We start from the raw sequence: 25,932 nt of genomic DNA on the forward strand, positions 1-25,932 counted from the left end.
ATTACCGGCGATTGTTCCCCTCACCCTAACCTCTCCCACAGGGGGGAAGGTACCGCTCGAGGATATATCAACCACCAGGCGTCAGAGGGGCAACGCAATAATACCGGCTAAGTGCAATCTGTTGGTGCAGCGGCGTTTGTATCTTCACCGTGCGCCGCAGGCATGAGCCCTGCGCCTGATGAGTTTCAACCTGGTATTGCCAATTGGCGGGTAGCGTTATGGTACGGTTTATTTCGGCACCGGCACTGAATATTTCCAGTTGTTGGTGCGCCAGCGACCAAGCCTGCCGGTATTGCCATTGTCGTTGAAAAGCCTGCAACAACACCTGATGATATTGTAACAGCCCGAGCAGCGAGACGGCGAACAACAATGCGGCGATCAACACTTCAGGCAGGCTGAAACCCCGTTGAGTCCGCCAGTCGGTCCGTTTATTCAGCACAATCGCTCTCTCGTTTTTCCGGGCAAAAATCCAGCCAGCCACCTTTTTGCGCTTGCAACCTGTTTCCGCCAGCCCCGGTGTTCTGCGTAGCCAATTGGTATAGCCACAAAGGTTCTGACCCTGCAATATCCCCGGCCCCGCGCACCATAACCAAACCGCTAAGGGTTGAGAGACGGGCACAGGCGAGCATTGCCTCACCGCTCATCTGCTGACAAGACCAACGGGTTGCCTGTAGAGACTCCCGTGGCCACGGCTGCGCCAGCCCCCAGCTTAATGCCGAGGCAGCCTGATTATAGGCCCGCAGATAACGTTGCTGATCGACGGCCAGCAATAATGCACCGTCCAATTGCCGCTGCTGGGCGGTGAGCAGCATCAACCCCATCACCAGCAACAGCATCACCGCAGCCAGTGTGCTGCCCCCTTGCTGTCTATGCATCTCTAGAGCGCCTCCATGCTGACGGCCCACTCCAGGTGGCGGGCTATGTTTGCCCGCACCGTTGAGCGGCCACTCAGGCTAAACAACACTAGCGACTTCCCCCCATTCCCAGCGACGTTGCTGACAGAGAAAGTCTCTATCCGAACCTCTTCCTGATCGAGCAAGCGTTCCCAGCCGCCCCCCTGGCATTGTGTTACGCCGCTTTGCCCCTCCAACCCGCCGGCCCGCAGACGGTAGCCAAAATACTCGGCATCGCCGCTGCTTTCCCAACGGCCATTGCGGTTCAGATCGTAGGCCACGATCACACAGCTCCCCGGAGCTTCACCTGCCGCATGGCCAATCAGCAGCGAACGCCCCTGACACTCCCCGGCGCAAAACCCGCTGCGGCGCAGGTCCTTTTCAATAGCAAAAGCCAGCTGGCGTAACACCAACTCCAACCGATAATGACGGCCCACATCAACCGTCTGCTGACGCAGTATCGGTAAGGTTTTCGCTGCCGCCAACGCAATCAGGCTGCCGAAAGTCATCGCCAGCAGCACCTCTGGCAGAGTGAAGCCTCGCGCTAAGGTTGGCATAAGGGCAGGCTCCGGATCGCGGCTTCTTCGCTGCACAGCCGCAGCCGCCCTTTGGCAGACAACACCAGACGTATGCGGCCAGCCTGATTCCCCAGCCGGATATGCCCGGCCTGGGCATTGTTGCGCACCCCATAGAATCCCATCTCCTTTTGGGTAAAACCTTGTAACTCTACATCCGGGTATTCCGGGCTAAAGGCCCGGCCAGTTGCCGCAGCACAAGATACCGCCAGCGGGCCACTGCCCACGCACCAGGCTTTCCCTGGCTGAAACCACAGTAAAGCGTTGCGGTTATGCCAGTTGGCGTCAGCCTGCAAGCGCGTTAAAAACGCCAGCAGTTGCTGGGCGGTCTGTTCCAGCCGCAGCGCCTGTTGGTAATGATGCCATTGGCTAACCCCCCAGGAGGTCAGCATCCCCGCCAGTATCATCACGATCAGCAGTTCGATCAGCGTCAGGCCTTGCTGGTGTGCAGCGTTATTTTTAAATCGGTTCATACGGCGAGTGTAATCGGCCAGAAGCACGTTGAAAGGCAGTTTTGCTCAGGCTGGAAAATGATGCGCAGAATTTTTAGTTAGCAGGTAACGAGCAGGGGGGAATTGAGCAAGACTTCGCATTTTTGGCAATACAGCACCGGCACCAAGATACGCGGTTAAACGGGCGCAGCATGCGGCGCTCCTGCATACATCGGAAGAGAAAAGCAGTTGAGTGAGGGCCGGACTCGGCCCTCAAAAAATCAGATAGCGACGGGAGCCTTGATCGGCGGGTGCGGATCGTAGCCTTCAATCTCAAAGTCTTCGAAGCGGTAGTCAAACAGCGAGGCTGGCTTACGTTTGATCACCAGCTTCGGCAACGCACGCGGCTCACGGGTTAATTGCAACTGCGTCTGTTCCATATGGTTGCTGTACAGATGCGTGTCACCGCCGGTCCAGACGAAATCGCCCACTTCCAGATCGCACTGCTGCGCCATCATATGTACCAGCAAGGCATAGCTGGCAATATTGAACGGCAGGCCCAGGAACACGTCGCACGAACGCTGATACAGCTGGCAAGAGAGTTTGCCGTCTGCCACATAGAACTGGAAGAAGGCATGGCACGGAGCCAGGGCCATCTGATCCAGTTCACCCACGTTCCAGGCAGAAACAATAATACGGCGCGAGTCCGGATCCTGTTTCAGCTGTTGCAGCACGGTGCTTAGCTGGTCAATCTGGCGACCATCAGCAGCACCCCAGGCACGCCATTGCTTGCCATAGACCGGGCCAAGATCGCCGTTTTCATCGGCCCACTCGTCCCAGATGCTGACGTTATTCTCACGCAGATACGCCACGTTGGTATCGCCGTTCAGGAACCACAGCAACTCATGAATAATCGACCGCAGGTGGCATTTCTTGGTGGTCACCAACGGGAAGCCTTCCTGCAGGTTGAAACGCATCTGGTGGCCGAAAATCGACAGCGTGCCAGTGCCGGTACGGTCGGCTTTAGGGGTGCCCTCGGCGAGCACTTTGTTCATCAAATCCAGATACTGTTTCATTTTTCCTCACGACTGTTGTTGCTGTGGGCGACGACGATACGCCCAGATCATCATAATAATACCGGCAAGTACCATCGGCACGGACAGGATCTGCCCCATGCTGATCACCCCGTCAAACAGGCCAAGCTGGGCATCCGGCTGGCGGAACGCTTCAACGATAATACGGAATGTGCCATAGCCAATCAGGAACAGGCCCGATACGGCCCCCATCGGACGCGGCTTGCGGATAAACAGGTTCAGGATGATAAACAGCACGATGCCTTCCAGCACCATCTCATACAGCTGCGAAGGGTGACGTGGCAACACACCATATTGGTTGAGCAGCGGCATCAACTGAGGATTGGCAGCAGCGATGGCGATATCTTCTGGCCGCGAGCTTGGGAACAGCATCGCCCAAGGGGTATTCGTGGTGACACGACCCCACAGCTCACCGTTAATGAAGTTACCCAGACGGCCAGCACCCAGACCAAACGGGATCAGGGGAGCAATAAAATCAGACACCTGGAAGAAATTTCGCTTGGTGCGGCGAGCAAACCACAGCATCACCGCGATCACGCCGATCAGGCCGCCGTGGAATGACATACCGCCATCCCAGACTTTGAACAAGTAAAGCGGGTTATCCAGGAACAATGGCAGGTTATAGAACAGCACATAGCCGACACGCCCACCGATAAAGACCCCAAGGAAACCGGCATACAGCATGTTTTCCACTTCGTCTTTGGTCCAGCCGCTGCCGGGCTTGTTGGCACGGCGTACTGCCAACCACATGGCAAACACAAAGCCAACCAGGTACATCAAACCGTACCAGTGCAAAGAGACCGGGCCGATAGAGAAAATCACCGGATCAAATTTTGGAAACGCCAGATAGCTAGTGCTCATCTATCACCACAATATGTCTGTTATTCATCCCCAAGCGGGGGCGGCAGGTGCCAAACGCGGTGCAAAGCCCGTGCAACGGGAGCACCGCATTGAGATGGCGCATCATAACATAGGCTTAACCACGTCCGGGCTTGCCGGTAGGGAAAAGTTCTGTAAAAAAATCGGTCTGCTCTTAACGGGCTGCACAGCCCCCATTAACGGCCACCGCGGATCAGCCCGCCCATGCCACGCCGTTCCATGAATGCCGCCACCTGGTGGCGAACCTCGGTCGTCATCTGGGCGCTCAATACCCGCTGGGCCAGCCCTTGCGCATCTTCCAGCTCAATATGGCGCAACAGATACTTGATACGTGCCACACTACGTCCGTTCATGCTCAGGTTACGGTAACCCATCCCCACCAGCAGCAGAGCGCCCATCGGATCCCCTGCCAGTTCCCCACACAGACTGACCTGCAACCCGGCCGCCGTCCCCTGCTCGACGATCAGTTTCAACACCTGCAACATGGCAGGGTGCAGGCTGTCGTACAACGAGGCAACGCGGGTATTATTACGATCCACTGCCAGCAGATACTGGGTTAAATCATTAGTTCCCACTGAGATAAAATCGACGCGAGTAGCCAGATAAGGGATCAGGAAGATCATCGACGGGACTTCCAGCATGACACCGATGCGCGGCTTGGGAATGTCGTAACCCAGCATCTCTTCCACTTCCCGCCCGGCGCGATCGATCAGGCGTTTGGCCTCGTCGATCTCCTCCAGGCTGGTGATCATCGGCAGCAGGATCCCCAGATTGCCGGTGCCCGCATTGGCACGCAGCATGGCGCGCACCTGGATCAGAAAGATTTCCGGCTGATCCAGCGTAATGCGGATCCCCCGCCAGCCCAGGCACGGGTTTTCCTCGCTGATTGGCATGTAAGGCAATTGTTTATCTGCGCCGATATCCAACGTACGCAGCGTTACCGGCTTATGCGGATAGAGTTGCAGCATGCCCTGATATTGCGCCACCTGCTCCTCTTCCGACGGGAAGCCACTTTGCAGCATAAACGGGATCTCGGTGCGGTAGAGGCCAACGCCGTCCACCCGCCCGCCGAGCAGTTGTTCATGTTCCGGGCTAAGGCCAGCGTTCAACATCACCTGGATCCGCTCACCGCTTTTCAGCTCTGCGGGCTGTTCAACGTCATCTTCTGCCAGCTTGCTGAGTTCCAGCTCTTCGCTGATCAGGCGTTGATACTCTTTCACTAACACCGGTTCCGGATCGACCAGCAGCTCGCCACGATAGCCATCAACAATCAGCATCCGCTGAGCCAACAGCGATGGCTGGATATCGGCGCCCATCACCGTTGGCACGCCCATAGCCCGTACCAGGATCGCGGCGTGAGAGTTGGCGGCACCGTCTCGCACCACTACGCCAGCCAGACGATCCTGCGGCACTTCGGCCAGCAGGGTAGCCGTCAGCTCATCGGCGACCAGCACAAAACGGGCAGGCCATTGGCTGGCCCCTTGGGTAGTATCGTCGAGGTGGAATAGCAGACGTTGGCCAAGCGCACGCAGATCGCTGGCACGCTCGCGCATATAGGTATCTTGCAAGGTCGCAAACTGGGCCGCGAAGGCTTCAATCACCTGTTTTACCGCCCATTCGGCCACCGAACCGGCATCGATCTCCGCGTAAAGCTCGCGTTTGAGGCGGGCATCGTTGAGCAGGTGGGAATAGAGATCGAAGATCGCCGCGCTCTCTTTTTGCGAGCTGGCGCTAAAACGCTTACTGAAACGGCGGAACTCGGCCCCAGCCTCTTCCAAGGCCTGCGTCAGGCGTTCGCGTTCGCTGACGGTGTCCAGCGTGGAGGCTTTATACACCTGATCGAGAGAAGGCTGGCTGCTATCAAGCCACCCCTCCGCCACCGCCACACCAGGGGCCGCGGCCAGCGCCCGGATACGGGTCTGGCGATACTGGCCAAAAATGGCGTTGAGCTGTGATAGCGACAGGATCCCGGCCATTTGGGTGGCCAGGGTAACCATGAAGGATTCTTCGCTTTCGTCAAACTGGCGCAGTTCACGCTGCTGCACCACCAACACGCCAAGCAACTGGCGGCGATGAATGATCGGCACACCAAGGAAGGATCGGAAACGATCCTCTTTGACCTGCGGAATATATTTGAAGCTGGGGTGGCTTTGCGCATCCGCCAGGTTGATCGGCTCAGCCAGGCGGCCGACCAGGCCAACCACACCCTCGTCAAAGGCCAGGGCAATAGTTCGCCCACGGGGTTTCTTCAACCCACGCGTCGCCATCAGGTAATAACAGCGGCGGTCGTTGTCTGCCAGGTAGATGGAGCAGACTTCGGTATCCATCGCCAGACAGGTTTCATTGACCAAAAGATCCAGCGCATCTGTCAGACTGGCCGCCGCGGCCACTTTCTCAACAATTTCTCGCAAGCGCGTGAGCATAGTCGGTTTGACTTAACCTCTCTTTCGGCGATAAGCAGGAGGTTGCCGCTGCGCTGCCAGTTCCTGCATTGGCATGACGGTGGTGGCAAACTCTTTCATAACCCGGCGGTATACGTCGCGTTTAAACGACACCACCTGGCGCACCGGATACCAGAAGCTCACCCAACGCCAGCCGTCAAACTCCGGCGTGCTGCTGCGTTGCATGTTGATATCCGCGTCATTGCACATTAACTGCAGCAGAAACCATTTCTGCTTTTGGCCGATACAAACCGGCTTTGTGTCCCAACGCACCAAACGTTTTGGCAATTTATAGCGCAACCAGTTGCGGGTTGAGGCCAGGATACGTACATCCTTTTTACTCAGCCCCACTTCTTCGAACAGCTCACGGTACATCGCCTGCTCAGGCGTTTCGCCAGGGTTTATTCCCCCTTGGGGAAACTGCCAGGAGTGCTGACCGTAACGGCGGGCCCATAGGACCTGCCCCTGACGATTACAGATTACGATACCAACATTCGGGCGGTAGCCATCATCATCGATCACCGGACTACCTCGATAAGCATAAATTCGTATTGATAACCTGATTGTTTCACACAAGCCACAGGCGGTAAACCACTGCTTTGCAGCGTCGTCGCTCGGATAACATTGGGATAACTCACAGATAATGGCAAAGTTATAAACATGTTGCACGGCGCGAGGGGGTTTTTATTCACTTTTTCTGTGGATAGGTGTGTGAAGAACTCTAGGGATAAGCCGGGAAAACTCAATTGAACTTAAAAACTGCCATATTTTTATTTTTTATTTAATCCTTTAAATACAATAAAATAACAGCTTAAATCGAGTTATGAACAGGGTAAAAATGTGATCTATGCACGCTTTGGATCTTTGGCTGGCGAAAGATCCACCAATGCGGATTTTATCCACAGATTATTATACCCAGTGACCTATAAAACCGCCAAATTCGCAAAAAACGCCCCGCGTCAAGGCTGTAAATCAAACCAGTGATCGCTAAAAAGTTGGGTTATCCCAGAAATCTGTGGATAAATAGGTGTAAGATCCTGTTTATTGTCGGTGGCTACAGGTGCACAACCCGGCACTGAAAATTTCAAGCCCCCCTTTGTTGGCAAAAAAGTCATGCAAAATCATGCTACTATTGTTGTTTTCCCCAGCCTGCTTTTACCTTTTAAGGCTGTGAGTAATTTCGGTACGTTTTTTAACCAGAATTCATAGGTCTGATTTATGGCATGTTTATCCCCGCTGCCACCAGAAAACGAGCAGCAATTATTAGCCCGTGCTCAGGCGCTGGCTGGCTTTAACCTTGGTGAACTGGCCGCACGTGCGCAGGTCAGCATTCCCAAGGATCTCAAACGGGATAAAGGTTGGGTCGGCATGCTGCTGGAGTTGTATCTGGGGGCCATGGCGGGCAGCAAGCCTGAGCAGGATTTCCCCGAGCTGGGTATAGAATTGAAAACCATCCCGGTCGACGCCGTCGGCAACCCGCTGGAAACCACTTTCGTCTGTGTAGCACCGCTCACCGGCAATAGCGGCGTCACCTGGGAAAGCAGCCACGTACGCCACAAACTGTCACGCGTACTGTGGATCCCGGTTGAAGGTGAGCGGCAAATTCCTTTGGCGCAGCGCCGCGTCGGCTCGCCGTTGCTGTGGCAACCCAATGAGGAAGAGACGGAAACGCTACGCCGGGATTGGGAAGAGTTGATGGATCTTATCGTCCTCGGCCAGGTTGAGCGGATCACCGCCCGCCATGGCGAAGTGTTACAGCTGCGACCCAAAGCGGCCAACAACAAGGCGCTGACCGAAGCCATTGGCGAACAGGGCCAGCCGATCCTTACCCTGCCGCGCGGCTTCTATCTGAAGAAAAACTTTACCAGGGCGCTGCTGGCCAGGCACTTTACGGTTTGATTAACTACCGCCACCCGCGTCTGTTTTTCCGGTTATTTTTCCTTACATAGATGGGATACGTCCGAAGGCCATCTTTGGCAGAGTTTGCTACTCTATTAGGACAATTATTAATGTCACCAAGGTGCAAGGCATGCAAAAGTGGGTAATGGCTATTTCCGCCCTGATAATGGTCGCCGGATTAGCGGGCTGTTCCAGCGACTATGTGATGGCCACCAAAGACGGCAATATGATCCTCACGCAGGGCAAGCCTAAAATCGATAAAGATACCGGCCTGATCAGCTACCAGGATGAGCAAGGCAACGAACGCCAGATCAACGGCGATCAGGTTACGCAGGTTATCGAGCGTTAATCCCGGTTCTATGCCCCTGACAGATTAACAATCAGGGGCTTAGCCTTGCCAAAGCCACAGTATTCTGCGGCCGATAAATCCTCTTCCCCCCTCTTCTTTGCTTGGTTATAGTCAAGCAAGGCGTTTTACGCCGTTGGATCTCTGGCTTGTGTTTTACCGGGCGTCACGCCCGTAAGCGCTAACATGAAAGGAAGGCCGTTAATGCAATACCACCGTATTCCCCACAGTTCTTTAGAAGTGAGCGTGCTGGGACTGGGCACCATGACCTTTGGCGAACAAAACAGCGAAGCCGATGCCCACGCACAGCTGGATTATGCATTAGCCGCGGGTATCAATCTGATTGATACCGCAGAGATGTATCCGGTGCCACCGCGCCCGGAAACGCAGGGGCTGACGGAGCAGTACATCGGCAGTTGGATCAAGGCACGCGGCAACCGCGATAAAATCGTGTTGGCGAGCAAGGTTTCAGGGCCTATCCGGGGTAATGACGCTGGCATTCGCCCACAGCAGGCTTTGGATCGCAAGAATATCCGCGCCGCACTGGACGCCAGCCTGAAACGCTTAAACACCGATTATCTGGATCTTTACCAGCTACACTGGCCGCAGCGCACCACCAACTGTTTCGGCAAGCTGAATTATCAATACAGCAATGAAAATGCCACCATCCCGCTATTGGAAACCCTGGAAGCGCTGACCGAGCAGGTTCGTGCCGGCAAGATTCGCTATATCGGCGTCTCTAACGAAACCCCTTGGGGCGTGATGCGTTACCTGCAACTGGCAGAAAAACACGAGCTACCGCGCATCGTATCGATCCAGAACCCCTACAGCCTGTTAAACCGCAGCTTTGAGATTGGGTTGGCAGAGATCAGCCAACATGAGGGCATCGAACTGCTGGCTTATTCGAGCCTGGCCTTTGGTACGCTGTCGGGTAAATACCTCAACGGAGCCAAACCGGCCGGAGCACGCAACACCCTGTTCAGCCGCTTTACCCGCTACTCTTCCGCCCAGAGCCAGGCGGCGATTGCCGAATACGTGGCGCTGGCGAAAAAGCACGGCCTGGATCCTTCACAGATGGCATTGGCGTTCGTGCGTCAGCAGCCGTTCGTCGCCAGCACCCTGCTGGGAGCCACCACGCTGGAGCAGTTGAAGATCAATATCGACAGTTTTGATGTGGTACTGAACGAGGAAGTGTTGCAGGGGCTTGAGGAGATCCACAGCCGCTTCACCATTCCAGCGCCATAAATCCCCCTCACTCTAGCCCTCTCCCACAGGGAGAGGGAACCGAATGTGCCACCATTTAACGACGGTATTCATCCTCAACGTCTACCCAGTAACTATGGGTGAGGGGCTATTGCTAGGCCTTTGAACGGAACTGAGAGACCCACAGCACGGTGATCGCGATACCAAACACCACGCCAAAGCCAATCCCGACGCCAATCACCGGCACGCCCAATTTGACCACCAGAGAGTAGAGGCCAAGCATCAGCAGCATGGCAGTGTTCTCACCCAGATTTTGTACTGCGATCGCATTCCCCGCCCCAACAGAACGTTTGCCACGCTCTTGCAACAGCGCATTCAGCGGCACCACAAAGAAGCCACCCAGCACACCGATCACCAGCAGTACGCCATAGGCATTCAGCATACTGGTTTGCACGGCGAAGAAGGCCACGGCGATACCGATCAGGATCCCGGCAGGCATACAGCGCTTGACCGTTTCCAACGTCACAAAGCGGGCCGCTGCCCCGGCCCCGACCACGATACCTATTGCCACCATGGCGTTGAGCATGGTTGGCGTCGCGTTATCGCTAATACCAAGCGCTACCGGCACCCACAGCACCAACAGGAAGCGCAGGGTAACCCCGGCGCCCCAGAACAGGCTGGTACCGATAAGCGAGAAGCGGGTTTGGCCATCGCGCCACAGTACGATGCAAGCGTTGAAGAAAGTGCTCCCCATCGCGCGTGGATGCCAGGAAACCACCTTATGTGCGGCAGGCAAACGCGGGATGTAGAGGTTGGCGACGACTGCCGCCGCGTACACTACGGCACACACCGCCAATGCGGCCACAATATGCCAGTCTGCCAGCAAACCACCCGCTACCGATCCCACCAGGATGGCGGCAATGGTAGAGGCTTCCATCAGACCGTTGGCCTTCACCAGCTTGTCGCCGCTGGTGATCTCACCCAGGATGCCATACTTCGCCGGTGAATAAGCCGCAGCGCCGATACCGACCAGGGTATAACCCAGGAATGGGTTCAGCCCAAAGCAGATCACCAGCGCACCCGCCAGCTTCAAGCCGTTGGCTACCATCATCACCCGCCCTTTGGAGAAGCTGTCGGCGATCTGCCCCACAAACGGAGCCAGGATGATATAGGTAGCAACAAAGGCCATTTGCAGAATCGGTTGGCTCCAATCGGGGTACATCTGCTGCTTGATCAGCGCCAGGGTAGCAAACAGCAAGGCGTTATCGCCAAAGGCCGAGAGAAACTGGGCGCAGATCACCGCGATCATCGAACGCGACAGCAGTGGGGAATCGGTGGCACTCATGATGCACTCTCCGGCTGTTCAGCCATTTGACGCAAGGTAACGAAATCCGGTTTGCCGCTGCCCAGTAACGGCAGCGCCTTCACCAGGCGAATATCACGCGGCACTGCCAGCTCTGGAGTACCCTGTTCGCGAGCGACCCGTAACAAGGCATCACGGGTAATGTTGGCGTCGTTGGTGAACAGCACCAGCGCTTCGCCTTTGCTGCTGTCACTTTTCACCGTGGCGGCATGTAGCCCTTCCGGTGACAGGCGCACCGCCAGCTGTTCCACGCTCTCCAGCGAGATCATTTCCCCGGCCAGTTTGGCAAAGCGTTTCACGCGGCCACGAATGGTGCAGTAACCCTGTTCGTCAAAGCTGACAATATCACCGGTATCGTACCAGCCAGCTTGCAGCACGCCGTTTTCGTCCTCGGCTGCCGGTGCTTCTAGTTCGCCTGGCCGCTCAACCCGCAGGTAGCCCTTCATAATGTTCGGGCCTTTCAGTTGCAGACGGCCGCCGTTGTCGATCCCGGCCATCTTGATCAACCGCGCTTCCATCTTCGGCATAATGCGGCCTACGGTGCCCACTTTGGCCGCCAGGGGGACGTTGATCGACACCACCGGAGCGCACTCCGTGACGCCATAGCCTTCCAAAATACGGATGCCGTATTTGTCCTGATAGATCTGTTTGGTGCTTTCGGCCAGCTTCTCGGCCCCGGCAACCACATAGCGCAGGCGGGCAAAATCGTAAGGATGAGCGAAACGCGCGTAGTTGTTGAGGAAGGTCGCGGTACCAAACAGCACGGTGCAGTTACGGTCATACACCAGCTCCGGCACCACGCGATAATGCAACGGGCTTGGGTAGAGGAATACCCGGCTCCCGGTCATTAACGGGGTAATCAATCCAACCGTGAGGCCGAACGAGTGGAACAGCGGCAGCGAAGACATAAAGCGATCGCGTGGGGTGAAATCCGCAATGGTACGGATCTGCTCCACGTTGGCCAGCAGGCTGGCATGTGAATGCACTACGCCCTTCGGATGGCCTTCCGAGCCGGAGGTAAACAGGATCAGCGCCGCATCGTCCGGCTGCTGTGGCACCATCGCCCGCTGTGGCTGGAACAGATGACGCAGGATCCACAGCTTGTCGTCCCGGGTCACGGTATCTTTCAAATCTTCCAGATAGACCCAATTGGCTTCAGGTACCTGCTCTGGCAGATGCAAGAGTTTGCCCTTCTCCAGGAATTGGCGCGAGGTAACGATGGTTTTAATACTGGCCGCCGTCATCGCGCTTTTCAGCCCGTTCACACCGGCGGTGTAATTGAGCATCGCAGGAATCCGGCCCCGCAATGATGCGCCAAAGATGGCGGCAGCGGTAATGGTGGCATTGGGTAATAACAGGCCAACATGCTCTTTCGGCGCGGTAAAGCGCTCCAGGATGCGGCTGACGCCCAACGACTTTTTGAGCAAGGTATGATAGCTGTCTTCTTTAAAGCCCACGTCTTCGATACAGGGTTTGAAGCGACCATAGCGATGCTGTGCGGCTAACAGTGCCCCAAACAAGGTTTGCGGCTTGAGGGTATCCATACGTGCCTGCATCATGATCTGATGCAGCCTGTCACCGGCCAGTTCCCGGCGTTTGCTGGCGCGCGGCGCATCCGGCATCGGCAAGGTGGTTGGCGGCAGGATGCTGATGGTGGTCTGTGGGAAAGCCCGGAGTTTAAACACGCCAGCCATACGACCAAACACGCTGAATTCAGGACCATCGATCCGTACCGGTACGATGGTGGCACCCGATTTGGCCGCGATAAAGGCCGCCCCGTCATAAATTTTCATCAACGAGCCGGTCACCGTGATGCGCCCTTCGGGGAATACCACGATCGGCCTGCCCTGCTCAACCATGCGCACCAGGTGCTTGATGGCCATCGGTTTGGTGGGATCCAGTGGCACGAAATCGATATAAGGCTTCAACCTGCGCATAAACCAGCGTTCGGAAATGCTGGAGTAAACAGCAAACACCGGTTTGATCGGTAGGAACAACGCCAGCAGCGCGCCATCCATGAAAGAAACGTGATTCGGGGTGATCAGCAGTTTCTGCTGATCAAAGTGCCGTGCATCACCTTCGACACGAACACGAAACAACAGGCGAAACAGCGCACGTAACACGGAATATATCATCCCACTCTCCCTCGGGGTTGATGACCTTAAAAATTGTCTGAGGAAGGATACTATACGGCGGGCAAAAAAAAACCTACGCATCCGCGTAGGTTGGTGCAATTGAAAATGGCTTCAACATACAGAGTATGTCGATTGCTCACCAATCAATACCTCTGGGACAGTCAATTTACCCCGCCTCGCCAAACTCTCGCCAGCGGCTAATCGCAACAGTCAGGCGCAAAGTGTAACCAGCGATGTAGTTTTGCCCTTGATAGACATGGTTATTCTTTTGGCTCCCAGGCAAGCTTGACGGGTATTTCTGCTACGGCCACCACAAGTTATCTATCCCCCCCCTTGCGGCGCGCGGTTTTTTCCGCAAAACTGAGGAATGTAAGCGATTACCCAGGAAGTGTTGCAGATATGGCCACGATTAAGGATGTTGCCAGGCTGGCGGGTGTTTCCGTCGCCACGGTGTCCCGCGTAATAAATAACTCCCCGAAAGCCAGCGAAAGTTCACGTACCGCCGTGCTGGCCGCGATGGAGGGATTGCAGTATCACCCCAACGCCAATGCCCGAGCGCTGGCACAGCAATCCACCGAAACCCTGGGCCTGATTGTCTCTGACGTTTCCGATCCCTTCTTCGGTGCCATGGTAAAAGCCGTGGAACAAGTGGCCTACGCCACCCATAACTTTCTGCTGATTGGTAACGGTTACCACAATGCCGAAAAAGAGCGCCAGGCCATTGAGCAACTGGTACGCCATCGCTGTGCCGCATTAGTTGTGCATGCCAAGAAACTGACCGATGATGAACTGACCGTCTGGATGCGCCAGATACCCGGAATGGTGCTGATCAACCGTACACTGCCGGGGTTTGAGTCCCGCTGCGTGGCGCTGGATGACCGTTACGGCGCCTGGTTGGCAACCCGCCATCTGATCCAGCAGGGGCATCAGCGGATCGCCATCATCTGCTCCACCCATCAGATTTCAGACGCGACCGATCGGCTGCAAGGCTATCTGGATGCCCTGGAAGAACATGGTATTGCAGTGGATGAGAAACTGATTGCCTACGGTAAACCGGATGAGGTGGGTGGCGAGCAGGCCATGACCGAGCTGCTGGGCCGTGGCAAACAGTTTACCGCCATCACCTGCTATAACGATCCGATGGCCGCCGGGGCGCTTTCGGTACTCAGTGATAACAGCGTGGATGTGCCGGGCCAGATCTCACTGATTGGGTTTGATGACGTGCTGATTTCCCGCTATTTGCGCCCACGCCTGACCACTATCCGCTATCCGGTCGTCGCGATGGCTACGCAGGCGGCTGAGCTGGCTCTAGCGTTGGCCAACGACCAGCCGCTGCCGGAGATCACCAACATGTTCAGCCCGACGCTGGTACGCCGCCATTCGGTCGCCAGCATCAATAACGTTTTCGAGCAGAATTAGCCTAGCGAGCGGTGGTAGAGGCGTACTGGGCGGTCTGGATAGTCTAACGCCTCACCAATGTGCTGCCAGCCATGGCGTTCGTAATAGCCGCTAAAGTCGGCATACAGGTACAGCTCCTTGAACCCGGCCCGCAGGCTGTATTCCTGGACGTATTGCTGTAATTTCAGCCCCAGCCCGCTGCCGCGTTGGCTCTCTGCAACATAAAGCGCGGCCAGCCATGGCGTTAAATCCTGGCGGCTGATCAAATCACAGCGCCACAGCCCCACGGTGCCAACCGGCTGGTCATCCAACAGCGCGATGAAAGTGATGGGCAGACCTTCATGACGCAGGCTGCTGGCCACTACGCTGGCAAAGAATGCCCGGCTGTTTTCACTGCCGAACGCCTGCCATTGCCACTCGATAACCTGTTGTTGATGCTGCGGATAGTCCGCCAAATGGACGATTCGGTACACGCTGATATCCTCGAAAAACAGCTTAAACTCTCCCGCCGCTCATCCTGCCAGCAGCCCCCTCAGTTTACGCGAAACACTGGACGGGTGCCCCAACAACATAGGTTGCTGAATTTGTAGGGGTCGAACATGTTTAGCCCTATGCTAAACTGAGCGATATTTGCCGCAACGGGCGTTGAAGGGGTTAGCGATTGATGATCACCATGTTGGATGTCTCCATTCGCGCGGGCGTTTCCAAAGCCACGGTTTCCCGCGTTTTAAATGGCACCGGCCAGGTGAAGAAGAGCACGCGGGATGCGGTGTTCAAGGCAATGGACGAGCTGGGCTACCGGCCAAACTTTCTCGCTCAGTCGCTGGCTAACAAAAGCTCCAATAGTATTGGGCTGGTGGTGTCCAACTTTGACGGCCCCTACTTTGGCCGCTTGCTGCGCCAGGCTGCCAAACTGATCGAGGCCAGCGGCAAGCACCTGATCGTCACCGATGGTCACGACACGCCAGAAGATGAATTACAGGCAGTACGGCTGCTGGCCGATCGCCGCTGCGACGCCATTATCCTGTATACCCGTTTTATGAGCGAAAGCGCCCTGATGGAGCTGCTGGAGAGCCTGCCGGTGATGGTGATTAACCGCGATCTGCCGCAGGCCCGTGAACGCTGTGTGTTCTTCGAACAGCAGCAGGCCGCTTTCAACGCGGTGGATTATCTGATTGGCCAAGGGCACCGTGAGATCGCCTGCATCACCGGGCCGATCGACACACCCACTGCCCAATCGCGCCTGGCGGGTTATCGTCAGGCGTTGGAACACCACCAGATTACGTTCAACGATGCTCTGATCACCAACGGTGACAGCAGCGTCCCTGGCGGATATCACAGCTGTAATGCCTTGCTGGCTGGCGGCAGCCCGTTCAGCGCGCTGTTTGCCAGCAATGATGATATGGCCATCGGTGCGATGAAGGCCCTGCATCAGGCGGGCAAACGCCTGCCTGAGGACGTTTCGCTGTTTGGCTTTGACGATGAACCCAGTGCGGCCTATCTGCAACCGGCCCTGTCTACCATCTACCTGCCGATCGACGCGATGATCGAAGCGGCCATCAGCCAGGCTCTGCGTCTGATCAACGGCGAAGCGCTACAACCGCTTACGCCGTTTGTCGGTGAGTTAAAACTGCGGGAATCCGTGGTGCCAGGCCCCTACGCTTAAATAAGTTCCAGCCCGATCAATTCTTCAATCGTCTGACGACGACGGATCAGGCGCGGTTCACCGTTTTCAAACAGCACTTCAGGCAGCAGCGGACGGCTGTTGTAGTTGGAGGACATCGACGAACCATAGGCCCCGGTATCATGGAACACCAGATAATCTCCGACCCGCACCTGCGGCAACGGACGGGTTTCAATGCCGCCGCCCGCCTGCTGGGTAAACACATCACCAGACTCACACAGCGGCCCGGCGATCACGGTGTCTTGCAGCGGTTGATCATCGGTATTGCGCCCATCGGCAGGCAGCAGGGAAATATGGTGATAGCTGCCGTACATCGCCGGACGCATCAGATCGTTAAAACCCGCATCGACCAGCACAAAGTGGCGGCTACCCATCTGTTTTACCGAACGCACTTCGGCCACCAGCACGCCCGCTTCCGCCATCAGGAAACGCCCAGGTTCGATTTCCAACTTCACCGGATGACCCAGATGTGCGGCAACTCGCTCACGTGCGCGGTTCCACAGGCCGTAATAGTGCTCGGTATTAATCGCCTCTTCCCCTTGCTGATAAGGGATGGACAGGCCACCACCGGCGGAAATTGCCGTGATATCCTGCCCCAGGGCAATCACCTGCTGTACCATCGCGTCGCACACGCGCTCCAGGTGCTGATAGTCCACCCCGGAGCCGATATGCATATGCAGACCAATCAGTTTCAGGCCGTATTGCTGAACCTTGGCCACCGCCTGCGGCAGATCGGCATACCAGATGCCATGTTTGCTGTTTTCGCCGCCGGTATTGGTCTTCTGGCTATGGCCGTGACCGAAACCGGGGTTGATGCGTAGCCACACCGGATGCCCGGCAGACACCTGGCCAAGCTGTTCCAGCATATCGATAGAACCGGCGTTCACCGGGATTTTCAATTCGCTGACGCGCGCCAGTGTGGCGTGATCCAGTACGTCGGCGGTAAACACAATATCTTCGCCGCCCGGCTCAAAACCGGCTTTTAGCGCACGTTCAATCTCCCCCAACGATACCGAGTCCACCTTAACGCCCTGCTCACGCATCAGGCGTAGTATATGAATGTTCGAGCAGGCTTTCTGGGCAAAGCGGATCACGTCAAAATGCTGCAACTGGCCGATACGTTGACTGATGATATCGGCATCGTAGGCCCAGACCGGGCAACCAAAGCGTTGCGGCAATGCCAGCAGATTGGCGGCGTTCAGGGCGGTAGAGGTGTCGTTCAGGGCGCGTGGCATGGGTCGGCTTCCATAAGTCAATTTTCCACTATCATGCCGCAGCAACTCCGGTGTGAAAAATATCTATTTCGCCATAGTCTATTCATTTATGATATAGCTTTGTCTCTCCGTGGAGTTCCGCCATGTACGCCATTACCCTACGCCAGATTGAGATTTTCCACGCGGTAATGACCACCGGCAATCTGACCGAAGCGGCGGCGCTGCTGCAAACTTCACAGCCCACCGTCAGCCGCGAACTGGCCCGTTTCGAGAAACTGATCCAACTGCAACTGTTTGACCGCGTACGTGGCCGTCTTTACCCCACGGTGCAGGGCTTGCGGCTGTTTGAAGAAGTGCAGCGCTCCTATTACGGGCTGGATCGCATCAAGAATGCGGCCGCCGGGATCCGGCAATTCCAGCAGGCGCAGCTTTCCATCGCCTGTCTGCCGGTCTTTTCTCAGTCGCTGCTACCCGCCGTGTGCAAACCTTTTGTCGATCGTTATCCGGAAGTCAGTTTCAGCGTGATCCCGCAGGAATCGCCATTGCTGGAAGAGTGGCTGTCAGCGCAGCGCCACGATTTGGGCCTGACGGAAAATACCCTGACGCCCGCAGGCACCGAACGCATGACGCTGATGACAATGAATGAGGTGTGTGTGCTGCCCGCCGGACATCCATTGCTCACCAAAAGCGAACTGACACCGCAGGACTTCAACGCAGAAAACTTTATCAGCCTGTCTAGCACCGACAGCTATCGGCAACTGCTGGATGCGTTGTTCCACGAACAGGGTATCGAGCGCCGGATGGTGATGGAAACCCACAGCGCCGCCTCGGTCTGTGCGATGGTCAAAGCCGGAGTTGGCATTTCGATCGTCAACCCGCTGACCGCGCTGGACTACGCCAATAATGGCGTCCATGTGCGGCCTTTCAGCGTTGAGGTGCCGTTTACCGTTAGCCTGATCCGCCCGTTGCACCGCCCTTCTTCCGCACTGGTCACCGCCTTTGTACAGCACCTGCAACAACAGGCGCAGCAGTTGCCTGCCCGACTGGCTGCGGTGATACAACGCTAGCGCAGCGTGGCCCGCCAGCCGGGATCGGTGGCAAACCATTCCACCAGGAAGTCCAGCATGGTGCGCAAGGTGGCGGGCATTTGGCGGCGCGAGGTGTAAATGCCGTAGATCCCCATCGTTTGCGACAGATAGTCCGGCAACAGTTCCACCAATTCCCCCTTTGCCAACAGCGGCGCAGCGGAATAGTAAGGCTGCATCGAGATCCCCGCCCCTTGCAGCGTCCCCGCCAACAGCACCACCGACTCGTTGGCGCTGAGGTTGCCGCTGACCGCGACTGCCGACTTCACGCCTTGCTCATCAAAGTGCCACAGGCTTTTACCAAAGTAGGAATAGGTCAGGCAATTGTGCAAGGCTAAATCCTGCGGGTGACGCGGAGTGCCATGAGCGGCCAGATAGGCCGGTGACGCGCAGACCACCGAGGCGCAGGTGGAAAGCGGCCGGGCAATCAGATTGGGATCCAACTCATTGGTGATGCGCAGTGCCAGATCGATCCGCTCTTCCACCAGATTGACCGCGCGGTTGTCCATTTGCAGATCCACTGCGACCTGAGGATGGCGCTTCAGGTACTGCGCCACCGCCCCCACCAACGCTGTTTGGCCGAGTGATTGCGAGCAGGTGATACGCAGCAAGCCACGCAGTTCATCACTCTGCTGGTTTTCCACCAGATCGATGTCTTTCGCCACCGCCAGCATCTGGCGGCAGCGTTCCAGAGTGCGCTCTCCGGCATCGGTCAAGCTGAGCCTGCGCGTAGTGCGGTGCAGCAGTCGCGCTCCCGCCCACTGTTCCATCTGCGCCAGATAGCGCGTCACCATAGCCCGCGACATCGCCAAAGAGTCGGCGGCGGCAATCATGCTGCCACGCTCCACGATGGTGACAAAAACCTCTGCTGCGGTAATGCGATCCATGATTCGCTCGATTTACGCAATGAATAATTGCTTATTATCCGGTTTTTCTCCCGTTTCATGCAACCTATCATCTGGCCAACGACAACAAACCTGTAAAAGGCACCTGCAAATGTTTAAGCAATCATTACTGACTCTGGCCGTGACCGGCTTCGTTTCATTCAGCACCTTTGCCAACGCAGCCAACACGCTGACGATGGAAGTGTATAACCCTGGCGACAAGAGCGTTTTCCCCGTCTCTTCCGAGATTGTCAGCGGTCCACACGAAGTCGCCCTGATCGACGCCCAATTCCAACGTAACGACGCGCAGGAACTGGTAAAAAAGATCAAGGCCACCGGCAAAAAGCTGACCACGGTGTATATCAGCCATTCGGACCCGGATTTCTATTTCGGCCTGGACGTGATTAAAGCCGCCTTCCCGCAGGCAAAAATCATCGCGTCACCGGCAACGATCAAGGCGATCAACGCCACCCAGGCGGGTAAACTGGCCTATTGGGGGCCGATCCTGAAAGACAATGCTCCGCAGGCCGTGATCGTGCCGCAACCCTTACAGGGCAGCAGCTTTACCATCGACGGCCAGCAGGTTGAAGTAAAAGGGCTCAATGGCCCAACGCCGGATCGCACCTTTGTATGGATCCCTGAGCTGAAAGCCGTAGTCGGTGGCGTCCCGGTCGCCGGTGATAATATTCACCCATGGCTTGCGGATACTCAGACGGTCGAGTCACGCGCCCATTGGCAGCAAACGCTGGAAAGCATTAAAGCACTGAAGCCAGAGGTCGTTGTACCGGGGCATTTCCTGCCGGGAGCAGCGCAAACGCTGGAGTCGGTGACGTTTACCCACAATTACCTGACCACGCTTGAAGGTGAGTTGCCAAAGACCAGGGATTCCGCTGAACTGATCGCGGTAATGAAACAGCACTATCCCAAGTTGCAAGACGGTTCCAGCCTGGAACTGAGCGCCAAGGTGCTGAAAGGTGAAATGAAGTGGCCGCAATAGCCTGCACGGGGAACCGAACCATGAGCACTTTGCATTATATTTTTGATCCACTGTGCGGCTGGTGCTACGGCGCAGCACCGCTAGCCAAGGCAGCACAGACTATCCCGGGTTTGACCGTTGTCCTGCACGCTGGCGGCATGATGACCGGCAATAGCCGCCGTACCATCAGCGAGGAATGGCGCAATTACGTGATGCCGCATGACAAACGGATTGCCGAACTCACAGGCCTTCCCTTTGGCGAAGGCTATTTTAACGGCCTGCTGCGGGACACGACGGCAGTGATGGACTCCGAGCCACCGATCACCGCGATCCTGGCCGCTGAACGGCTTGCCGGGCGGGGTCTGGATATGCTGCATCGCATTCAGGAAGCCCATTACCGGGAAGGGCGGCGTATCGCCGATACGCCGGTGTTGGAAGCGCTGGCCAAAGAGTTGGGCCTGGCCTCTGCCGCTTTTATTGCCGAGATGCGGCTCAACAGCGGTGCGCCAACGGCACAGCATATTGCTGACAGCCGCGCACTGCTTGCCAAAGTCCGTGGGCACGGCTTCCCAACCTTTGCCTTGCAGGATAGTCAGGGACGGCTGACCCAGATCCCCGTAGAGGAATATCTGGGGAATGTCGCAGGCTGGCAGACGTTGCTGAAAGCGTCCGTAAACTGAAATGATGCGTGCGCGTAAGCGCACGTATCAACCTTTATTCCCCCCGAACAAAACGCCCCTCGTCCCGTACGTTTTGGCCAAAACCGCAATCGCCCGATTGCTATGGCATCGCCCATAAAAGGCTGCTCCTTCATCCCCAGCGGTATTTCAAACCATGAGCGGCGTCAAAACTGCTTACATGTGGTGGTTTGTTTGTTACCCGTGTCTCGCCCATGCTTGAAGAAAACGATACCTTCTGGATTATTATGAACACGAGCACCACCCAAAAACAGGCCGTCTGGCAGTTGATCAAACCCTTTTGGGTTTCGGAAGAAAAATGGCGCGCCTGGGCGATGCTGATCGCCATCGTTGGCCTCTCCCTGGGGCTGGTCTATATCAGCGTGCTGATCAACCAGTGGAACCAGGTGTTCTACGATGCCCTGCAGAATAAAAACTACCCGGTATTCAAAGCTCAACTGTGGAGATTTACCTATCTGGCGTTGTCCTTCATCGTACTGGCGGTCTACAAGATCTACCTGACCCAGGGGCTACAGATGCGCTGGCGGCGCTGGATGACGGAAAAGTTTATGGCTAAGTGGCTGGCGCACCAGGCCTATTACCATACCGAACAACAGCAGATTATCGATAACCCCGATCAGCGTATATCCGACGATCTCAACGTCCTGACCCAGTACACCTTGTCTTTGTCGCTGGGTCTGCTCTCCAGCCTGGTGACGCTCTGTTCGTTTATTACCATTCTCTGGCATATCAGCGGGCCGATGACCTTCGTGATCGCCCAACATACCATCACCCTGCCCGGCTATATGGTGTGGTTTGCCCTGCTGTACGCGGTGCTGGGATCGTTGCTGATCTGGTGGGTCGGCAAGCCGCTGGTAATGCTCGGCTTTAACCAGGAACGCTATGAGGCAAACTTTCGTTTCGGGCTAATCCGTATCCGTGAAAATAACGATGCCATCGCGCTGTATCACGGTGAGCCGCGAGAAAAACAACAGCTTAGTAACCGCTTTGAGTCCATCCGCAGTAACTGGTGGTCAATCATGCGCATCACCCGGCGGTTGAATATCGCCAGCAACTTCTACAGCCAGTTTGCCATTATCTTTCCGCTGCTGGTGGCGGCACCGCGCTATTTCTCCGGGGCGATCCAGATGGGGGGACTAATGCAGATCTCCTCCGCGTTCGGCCAGGTGCAAGGGTCGCTGTCGTGGTTTATCGACGCATTTACCAATCTGGCCACCTGGAAAGCCTGCGTTAACCGTCTGGCTGGCTTTAACGCCGCGGTAGACGAAGTGCATAACCAGACTCGCGGTATCAGTCTGCAACAGGAAGAGCGTTCCCCACTGATACTGCGCGATGTTGGCCTGACGTTGCCCGATGGGCAACCGCTGCTCAGTGCCGCAACCATGACGCTGAAACGCGGTGAACGCGTACTGGTCGTCGGCCCTTCCGGCTGTGGCAAATCTACGCTGTTACGCGCCATCGCCGGGATCTGGCCTTACGGTTCCGGTGAGATCGGCCTGAACGGCCAGCTCTCCACGCTGTTCCTGCCGCAGCGCAGCTATATTCCAATAGGTACATTGCGTGAAGCCCTCAGTTATCCGCATCAGGACAAAAACTACAGTGATGAGCAGTTGCTGAAAGTGCTGGAAAACTGCCGGTTGAAACATCTGCAACGCTGGCTGGATACCAGTGCCAACTGGAGCCATCGCCTTTCACCGGGCGAGCAGCAGCGGCTGGCGTTTGCTCGCGCTATCCTGACCCGCCCTGATGTGTTGTTCCTGGATGAGGCCACCAGCGCACTGGATGATGAAACCGAGCAACTGATGTATTGCCTGCTGGTAGACGAATTGCCGGAGGTGACGCTGGTCAGCGTGGCGCACCGCAACAGCGTGGCGAAATATCATCAGACCTGCTGGCGCTTCAGCCGTGATGAAAACGGCCCGGCCCAGATGGCGCTTAGCCCGTTGCCGATACCGAGTTAATAGCCCACTCACCCTAACCTCTCCCACTGGGAGAGGAGACCGATCGAGTGAGCTATCAGTGACAGAGAATTACCTCACCACAGTACCAAATTCGGCCAATCACCCTACCTGGCCACTACGCCGATCCAGCTCCCTCTCCTTTTGGGAGAGGGTTGGGGTGAGGGGAAACCGGATTAAATCCCATCCGCCTCAACGTTGGCGCATTTCACCTTACGCCGTTCGTGCCACAGGCTGGTCAAACCGCGTTTACCGCAGGCCAGCGCCATATCACGGAACTCGGTCAGGCTCAGCCCTTCGCGCTCCAGCATCATTTCGGCAGCCAGTTGCATATTCACCCCGGTCAGCACCTCACAGTTCCCATGTACGTCAGCCAGCTCACAGGCGCTGCGAAATGGCGATCCCCCCAGCATATCGGTCAGGAATACCACCCCATCCGGTTGTGCCACCGCTTGTAGCGCGGCACTGAGGGCGGCCTTCAATTCCGCCGTCCCCATATGTACAGGGAAGTCCACCGCAATACAGGCTGGCTGTTCACCTACCACCTGTTCTACCGCCTGTAACAGGCCGCTGGCGAAACCGCCGTGGCCGGTAATCACAATTCCTGGCATGTTCCCTTCCTCATAACAAACCGATAAATTTACCCACCACGCCAATCACCACCGTCACACCGATCAGTTTCACCGGTGAGAAGCCGCGCTTCATCAGGAAGAACACCAGCAAGGTGAAACATAGCGGCAGCAGGTTAGGCATCAATTTATCGAGCACGTCCGTTTGCAGTGCCACAGTGGCTTTACCGGCATGCATGATCAACGGTGTAGAAAGATGCACATAAGACGCCACCAGCGCACCGATAACCGTCATGCCGACGATCGATGCCGCATGGGATATTCGTTTGGTATGGGTTTTCAGCAATGTCAGCGCACTGGTGCCCGCCTGGTAGCCGTAATGCGCCAATCCAAAGCGCAAGCCGAAGTGGAATACGTTGAACAACAGCAGAAAGACTATTGGCCCAAACAGGCTGCCTTCCAGCGCCAGAGATGCCCCGATGCCCGCACAGATCGGCAGCAACGTCAGCCAGAACAGCGCATCGCCGATGCCACCCAACGGCCCCATCAGCGCCACTTTCACCGCTCGGATGGTGGAGATTTTTTCCTTGTTTTGCTCCATCGCCAGCACCAACCCCGAAAGGAAGGTGACATCGAAGGGGTGCACGTTAATAAACTCCATGTGCATCTTCATCGAATTCGCCAGATCCTGCGGATTGCGGTGGATCTTGCGCAGACCAGGGATCAGGGTATACAGCCAACCGCCAGCCTGCATACGTTCATAGTTGAACGATGCCTGCAACAGCAGTGAACGCCAGGCCATGCGGTTGATATCGCCGCGCGTCAACGTTTCTGCCGGGCGGCTATCGACGTAGTCGTCCTGCTCTACCTGGCTGGTGGCCAATGCCTGTTCCAGGCGTTTTTCTGCTTTTTGCGCCAGCAGATCGTCAGAATCATTAAATGCCATCTTCGGCGTCCTCCGGTTGAACAGTTTTTCTGGTCACATCTGCATCAGCCCGTTGGCTGTTGAAGAAATCGATCAGCGCGATAGCCAATGCCCCCAGTGCCACCGCCAGGATCGGCAGCTTAAGAAACGTCACCGAGATAAAGCCGAGGATGAAATACGCCACGTAGGTTTTCTTCATCATCACTTTCATCAGCAGTGAAAAGCCGATTGCAGGCATCATGCCGCCCGCCACCGCCAGCCCATCCAGCAACCAGGTTGGCGCTTTCTGCACCATGGCGCTGGCCGCATCGGCACCGAAGTAGATCGGCAAAAACGCCACCACAAAATAGAAAACAAACAGGATGCTGATGCCGAGGTAATTCACCCGCTCAACGCCGCGCCAGTTCAACTCCTGTACCATGCGATCGCAACGGTGCATCATCGGCGAAAACGCGGTGAACAGCAGCGTGATACAGCCCTGTACCGCAATGGCAAACGGCACCGCCACGCCAATGGCCACTTTGGGATCGGCCTTGGTGAGGATGGCAAACGCCGTGCCGACCACTCCGCCGATCACCACGTTAGGCGGCTGCGCACCGGCCAGTGGCACCATGCCCATCCATACCAGCTCCAACGTCCCCCCCACCAGCAAACCGGTGGTAACATCCCCGAGGATCAGGCCAACCAGCGGCCCCATCACTACCGGACGGTGGAAATGGGTCAGGCCATCGAACAGATCGACCCCGGCCAATCCCGCCAGCAATGCAATCAATAACGCGTCAGTTAACATATTTCCCCCAGTGCTCAAGCAAGCAGTTTGCCTATCGCTTCACCGGCTTCATCCGGCACCCGGCGCACCTCACAGGCTACGCCCAACGCCGCCAGCTCACGAAAGGCGGCAATGTCATCGTCATCCACCGAGACCGTCTTGTGGATTTGCCGCTTCCCGGCGGCGAAGTGCATATTGCCGACGTTGACGAAGGTGATGGGAACTCCGCCCCGCACCAGCGTCAACACGTCCTGCGGCGTTTTGCACACCAGAAAAATCTTCTGCCGATCCGCGGCCTTATGGATCACGTCGATGGTTTTTTGCAGCGTGAAGTAACGGGTCTGCACGCCTTCGGCGACCACCATATCCATCAGGTTTTGCTGTACCGGATCGGCCGCGGCATCATCGTTGGCTACCACCACCAGATTGGCACCCAGCGTATTGGTCCAGGTCACACCGACCTGGCCATGTACCAAGCGGTTATCGATACGGGTCATCAGAATATTGGGCATA

26 protein-coding genes are annotated in these 25,932 nt (G+C 56.5%); 9 read left to right on the top strand and 17 right to left on the bottom strand.

From position 1 onward, the window contains the following. Nucleotides 1–67: 67 nt before the first annotated feature. The 8 genes from ACRDCA_RS01870 to rppH form a co-directional block, all read right to left on the bottom strand. Entirely contained in the window at nucleotides 68–439 is a 372-nt protein-coding gene (locus ACRDCA_RS01870; RefSeq protein ID WP_438688057.1) for a prepilin-type N-terminal cleavage/methylation domain-containing protein, read from the bottom strand. After that, nucleotides 429–875: a YgdB family protein gene (locus ACRDCA_RS01875; protein ID WP_438688058.1), complete on the bottom strand. Its 447-nt coding sequence runs from the start codon at nucleotides 873–875 to the stop codon at nucleotides 429–431. Before ACRDCA_RS01875 ends, ACRDCA_RS01870 begins: the two co-directional genes overlap by 11 nt. A 2-nt stretch (nucleotides 876–877) precedes the next feature. After that, on the bottom strand, nucleotides 878–1,450 hold the full coding sequence (locus ACRDCA_RS01880) for a prepilin peptidase-dependent protein (protein ID WP_438688059.1): 573 nt from the start codon (nucleotides 1,448–1,450) through the stop codon (nucleotides 878–880). Beyond that, nucleotides 1,438–1,941 (bottom strand): prepilin peptidase-dependent protein, encoded by a 504-nt coding sequence (locus ACRDCA_RS01885; protein ID WP_438688060.1) that lies wholly within the window; start codon nucleotides 1,939–1,941, stop codon nucleotides 1,438–1,440. Before ACRDCA_RS01885 ends, ACRDCA_RS01880 begins: the two co-directional genes overlap by 13 nt. A gap of 239 nt (nucleotides 1,942–2,180) precedes the next feature. After that, entirely contained in the window at nucleotides 2,181–2,975 is a 795-nt protein-coding gene (gene thyA, locus ACRDCA_RS01890; protein WP_248947147.1) for a thymidylate synthase, read from the bottom strand. 6 nt (nucleotides 2,976–2,981) lie between these two features. Further along, the gene (lgt, locus tag ACRDCA_RS01895; RefSeq protein ID WP_438688061.1) at nucleotides 2,982–3,854 is read right to left on the bottom strand and encodes a prolipoprotein diacylglyceryl transferase; all 873 of its coding nucleotides are present in this window, start codon (nucleotides 3,852–3,854) and stop codon (nucleotides 2,982–2,984) included. A 194-nt stretch (nucleotides 3,855–4,048) separates the two neighbouring features. Continuing rightward, nucleotides 4,049–6,295 carry a phosphoenolpyruvate--protein phosphotransferase gene (gene ptsP / locus ACRDCA_RS01900; protein ID WP_438688062.1) on the bottom strand — a complete coding sequence of 749 codons (2,247 nt, stop codon included), beginning with the start codon at nucleotides 6,293–6,295 and terminating at the stop codon, nucleotides 4,049–4,051. A gap of 12 nt (nucleotides 6,296–6,307) precedes the next feature. After that, nucleotides 6,308–6,835 carry an RNA pyrophosphohydrolase gene (gene rppH, locus ACRDCA_RS01905; protein WP_025120841.1) on the bottom strand — a complete coding sequence of 176 codons (528 nt, stop codon included), beginning with the start codon at nucleotides 6,833–6,835 and terminating at the stop codon, nucleotides 6,308–6,310. Nucleotides 6,836–7,531: 696 nt separating this feature from the next. Here rppH and mutH point away from each other — a divergent pair. The 3 genes from mutH (at nucleotide 7,532) to ACRDCA_RS01920 (ending at nucleotide 9,803) form a co-directional block, all read left to right on the top strand. Next, nucleotides 7,532–8,212, top strand: a complete 681-nt coding sequence (gene mutH / locus ACRDCA_RS01910) for a DNA mismatch repair endonuclease MutH (protein ID WP_438688063.1) — start codon at nucleotides 7,532–7,534, stop codon at nucleotides 8,210–8,212. 130 nt (nucleotides 8,213–8,342) lie between these two features. Further along, entirely contained in the window at nucleotides 8,343–8,561 is a 219-nt protein-coding gene (locus ACRDCA_RS01915) for a YgdI/YgdR family lipoprotein (protein WP_438688064.1), read from the top strand. A gap of 201 nt (nucleotides 8,562–8,762) precedes the next feature. Then, nucleotides 8,763–9,803: an NADP(H)-dependent aldo-keto reductase gene (locus tag ACRDCA_RS01920; RefSeq protein WP_438688065.1), complete on the top strand. Its 1,041-nt coding sequence runs from the start codon at nucleotides 8,763–8,765 to the stop codon at nucleotides 9,801–9,803. A 112-nt stretch (nucleotides 9,804–9,915) separates the two neighbouring features. On the opposite strand, the gene lplT is transcribed toward ACRDCA_RS01920, so the two are convergent. Both lplT and aas read right to left on the bottom strand, forming a co-directional pair. After that, nucleotides 9,916–11,106: a lysophospholipid transporter LplT gene (gene lplT, locus ACRDCA_RS01925; protein ID WP_438688066.1), complete on the bottom strand. Its 1,191-nt coding sequence runs from the start codon at nucleotides 11,104–11,106 to the stop codon at nucleotides 9,916–9,918. Continuing rightward, a complete protein-coding gene (gene aas / locus ACRDCA_RS01930; RefSeq protein WP_438688067.1) occupies nucleotides 11,103–13,259 on the bottom strand; it encodes a bifunctional acyl-ACP--phospholipid O-acyltransferase/long-chain-fatty-acid--ACP ligase in 2,157 nt (718 codons plus the stop codon). The genes lplT and aas overlap by 4 nt, the downstream gene beginning before the upstream one ends. A 399-nt stretch (nucleotides 13,260–13,658) precedes the next feature. On the opposite strand from aas, the gene galR reads away from it, so the two are divergent. Beyond that, nucleotides 13,659–14,678, top strand: coding sequence for an HTH-type transcriptional regulator GalR (gene galR, locus ACRDCA_RS01935; RefSeq protein ID WP_438688068.1), 1,020 nt, complete (start codon nucleotides 13,659–13,661; stop codon nucleotides 14,676–14,678). Here the strand turns inward: galR and ACRDCA_RS01940 are convergent. Then, nucleotides 14,675–15,130, bottom strand: coding sequence for a GNAT family N-acetyltransferase (locus tag ACRDCA_RS01940; protein WP_438688069.1), 456 nt, complete (start codon nucleotides 15,128–15,130; stop codon nucleotides 14,675–14,677). The genes galR and ACRDCA_RS01940 overlap by 4 nt on opposite strands. Before the next feature lie 191 nt (nucleotides 15,131–15,321). Between ACRDCA_RS01940 and ACRDCA_RS01945 the strand changes: the two genes are divergently transcribed. Further along, nucleotides 15,322–16,323: a LacI family DNA-binding transcriptional regulator gene (locus ACRDCA_RS01945; RefSeq protein WP_438688070.1), complete on the top strand. Its 1,002-nt coding sequence runs from the start codon at nucleotides 15,322–15,324 to the stop codon at nucleotides 16,321–16,323. Here ACRDCA_RS01945 and lysA read toward each other — a convergent pair. Next, nucleotides 16,320–17,576, bottom strand: coding sequence for a diaminopimelate decarboxylase (gene lysA / locus ACRDCA_RS01950; protein WP_438688071.1), 1,257 nt, complete (start codon nucleotides 17,574–17,576; stop codon nucleotides 16,320–16,322). The two genes, ACRDCA_RS01945 and lysA, sit on opposite strands and share 4 nt — an antisense overlap. A gap of 122 nt (nucleotides 17,577–17,698) precedes the next feature. On the opposite strand from lysA, the gene ACRDCA_RS01955 reads away from it, so the two are divergent. Continuing rightward, entirely contained in the window at nucleotides 17,699–18,622 is a 924-nt protein-coding gene (locus ACRDCA_RS01955; protein ID WP_438688072.1) for a LysR family transcriptional regulator, read from the top strand. On the opposite strand, the gene ACRDCA_RS01960 is transcribed toward ACRDCA_RS01955, so the two are convergent. After that, nucleotides 18,619–19,527 carry a LysR family transcriptional regulator gene (locus ACRDCA_RS01960; protein ID WP_438688073.1) on the bottom strand — a complete coding sequence of 303 codons (909 nt, stop codon included), beginning with the start codon at nucleotides 19,525–19,527 and terminating at the stop codon, nucleotides 18,619–18,621. The genes ACRDCA_RS01955 and ACRDCA_RS01960 overlap by 4 nt on opposite strands. A 109-nt stretch (nucleotides 19,528–19,636) precedes the next feature. Between ACRDCA_RS01960 and ACRDCA_RS01965 the strand changes: the two genes are divergently transcribed. The 3 genes from ACRDCA_RS01965 to ACRDCA_RS01975 all read left to right on the top strand — a co-directional run bounded on the left by ACRDCA_RS01965 (nucleotide 19,637) and on the right by ACRDCA_RS01975 (nucleotide 23,159). Further along, entirely contained in the window at nucleotides 19,637–20,521 is an 885-nt protein-coding gene (locus tag ACRDCA_RS01965) for an MBL fold metallo-hydrolase (protein ID WP_438688074.1), read from the top strand. Nucleotides 20,522–20,541: 20 nt separating this feature from the next. Then, the gene (locus ACRDCA_RS01970; RefSeq protein ID WP_438688075.1) at nucleotides 20,542–21,180 is read left to right on the top strand and encodes a DsbA family protein; all 639 of its coding nucleotides are present in this window, start codon (nucleotides 20,542–20,544) and stop codon (nucleotides 21,178–21,180) included. A gap of 245 nt (nucleotides 21,181–21,425) precedes the next feature. Next, complete coding sequence (locus ACRDCA_RS01975) at nucleotides 21,426–23,159, top strand: ABC transporter ATP-binding protein/permease (RefSeq protein WP_438688076.1); 1,734 nt, start codon at nucleotides 21,426–21,428, stop codon at nucleotides 23,157–23,159. A gap of 173 nt (nucleotides 23,160–23,332) precedes the next feature. Here the strand turns inward: ACRDCA_RS01975 and agaF are convergent, their stop codons facing one another. Genes agaF through agaV form a run of 4 tightly spaced genes read right to left on the bottom strand, consistent with a single transcriptional unit; the run spans nucleotide 23,333 to nucleotide 25,931 of the window. Continuing rightward, nucleotides 23,333–23,767 (bottom strand): PTS galactosamine/N-acetylgalactosamine transporter subunit IIA, encoded by a 435-nt coding sequence (agaF, locus tag ACRDCA_RS01980; protein ID WP_438688077.1) that lies wholly within the window; start codon nucleotides 23,765–23,767, stop codon nucleotides 23,333–23,335. 10 nt (nucleotides 23,768–23,777) lie between these two features. After that, on the bottom strand, nucleotides 23,778–24,671 hold the full coding sequence (locus ACRDCA_RS01985) for a PTS system mannose/fructose/sorbose family transporter subunit IID (RefSeq protein ID WP_025123170.1): 894 nt from the start codon (nucleotides 24,669–24,671) through the stop codon (nucleotides 23,778–23,780). After that, nucleotides 24,661–25,440: a PTS N-acetylgalactosamine transporter subunit IIC gene (gene agaW, locus ACRDCA_RS01990; protein WP_438688078.1), complete on the bottom strand. Its 780-nt coding sequence runs from the start codon at nucleotides 25,438–25,440 to the stop codon at nucleotides 24,661–24,663. The genes ACRDCA_RS01985 and agaW overlap by 11 nt, the downstream gene beginning before the upstream one ends. A gap of 14 nt (nucleotides 25,441–25,454) precedes the next feature. After that, complete coding sequence (agaV, locus tag ACRDCA_RS01995; protein ID WP_166733256.1) at nucleotides 25,455–25,931, bottom strand: PTS N-acetylgalactosamine transporter subunit IIB; 477 nt, start codon at nucleotides 25,929–25,931, stop codon at nucleotides 25,455–25,457. Nucleotide 25,932: the final 1 nt, after the last annotated feature.

Origin of the sequence: Serratia sp. (in: enterobacteria) (assembly GCF_051654945.1) — a bacterium.
Taxonomy (GTDB): domain Bacteria; phylum Pseudomonadota; class Gammaproteobacteria; order Enterobacterales; family Enterobacteriaceae; genus Chania.

Bases quoted from the DNA above. Each gene is read 5' to 3' on its own strand.
- ACRDCA_RS01880 (WP_438688059.1), bottom strand. From the start codon at position 1,450: ATGCCAACCTTAGCGCGAGGCTTCACTCTGCCAGAGGTGCTGCTGGCG.
- ACRDCA_RS01885 (WP_438688060.1), bottom strand. From the start codon at position 1,941: ATGAACCGATTTAAAAATAACGCTGCACACCAGCAAGGCCTGACGCTG.
- ACRDCA_RS01965 (WP_438688074.1), top strand. From the start codon at position 19,637: ATGTTTAAGCAATCATTACTGACTCTGGCCGTGACCGGCTTCGTTTCA.
- ACRDCA_RS01960 (WP_438688073.1), bottom strand. From the start codon at position 19,527: ATGGATCGCATTACCGCAGCAGAGGTTTTTGTCACCATCGTGGAGCGT.
- galR (WP_438688068.1), top strand. From the start codon at position 13,659: ATGGCCACGATTAAGGATGTTGCCAGGCTGGCGGGTGTTTCCGTCGCC.
- aas (WP_438688067.1), bottom strand. From the start codon at position 13,259: ATGATATATTCCGTGTTACGTGCGCTGTTTCGCCTGTTGTTTCGTGTT.
- lgt (WP_438688061.1), bottom strand. From the start codon at position 3,854: ATGAGCACTAGCTATCTGGCGTTTCCAAAATTTGATCCGGTGATTTTC.
- mutH (WP_438688063.1), top strand. From the start codon at position 7,532: ATGGCATGTTTATCCCCGCTGCCACCAGAAAACGAGCAGCAATTATTA.
- ACRDCA_RS01875 (WP_438688058.1), bottom strand. From the start codon at position 875: ATGCATAGACAGCAAGGGGGCAGCACACTGGCTGCGGTGATGCTGTTG.
- agaW (WP_438688078.1), bottom strand. From the start codon at position 25,440: ATGTTAACTGACGCGTTATTGATTGCATTGCTGGCGGGATTGGCCGGG.
- ACRDCA_RS01970 (WP_438688075.1), top strand. From the start codon at position 20,542: ATGAGCACTTTGCATTATATTTTTGATCCACTGTGCGGCTGGTGCTAC.
- ACRDCA_RS01920 (WP_438688065.1), top strand. From the start codon at position 8,763: ATGCAATACCACCGTATTCCCCACAGTTCTTTAGAAGTGAGCGTGCTG.
- lysA (WP_438688071.1), bottom strand. From the start codon at position 17,576: ATGCCACGCGCCCTGAACGACACCTCTACCGCCCTGAACGCCGCCAAT.
- ACRDCA_RS01955 (WP_438688072.1), top strand. From the start codon at position 17,699: ATGTACGCCATTACCCTACGCCAGATTGAGATTTTCCACGCGGTAATG.
- ACRDCA_RS01915 (WP_438688064.1), top strand. From the start codon at position 8,343: ATGCAAAAGTGGGTAATGGCTATTTCCGCCCTGATAATGGTCGCCGGA.
- ACRDCA_RS01975 (WP_438688076.1), top strand. From the start codon at position 21,426: ATGAACACGAGCACCACCCAAAAACAGGCCGTCTGGCAGTTGATCAAA.
- agaV (WP_166733256.1), bottom strand. From the start codon at position 25,931: ATGCCCAATATTCTGATGACCCGTATCGATAACCGCTTGGTACATGGC.
- thyA (WP_248947147.1), bottom strand. From the start codon at position 2,975: ATGAAACAGTATCTGGATTTGATGAACAAAGTGCTCGCCGAGGGCACC.
- ptsP (WP_438688062.1), bottom strand. From the start codon at position 6,295: ATGCTCACGCGCTTGCGAGAAATTGTTGAGAAAGTGGCCGCGGCGGCC.
- lplT (WP_438688066.1), bottom strand. From the start codon at position 11,106: ATGAGTGCCACCGATTCCCCACTGCTGTCGCGTTCGATGATCGCGGTG.
- ACRDCA_RS01985 (WP_025123170.1), bottom strand. From the start codon at position 24,671: ATGGCATTTAATGATTCTGACGATCTGCTGGCGCAAAAAGCAGAAAAA.
- agaF (WP_438688077.1), bottom strand. From the start codon at position 23,767: ATGCCAGGAATTGTGATTACCGGCCACGGCGGTTTCGCCAGCGGCCTG.
- ACRDCA_RS01945 (WP_438688070.1), top strand. From the start codon at position 15,322: ATGATCACCATGTTGGATGTCTCCATTCGCGCGGGCGTTTCCAAAGCC.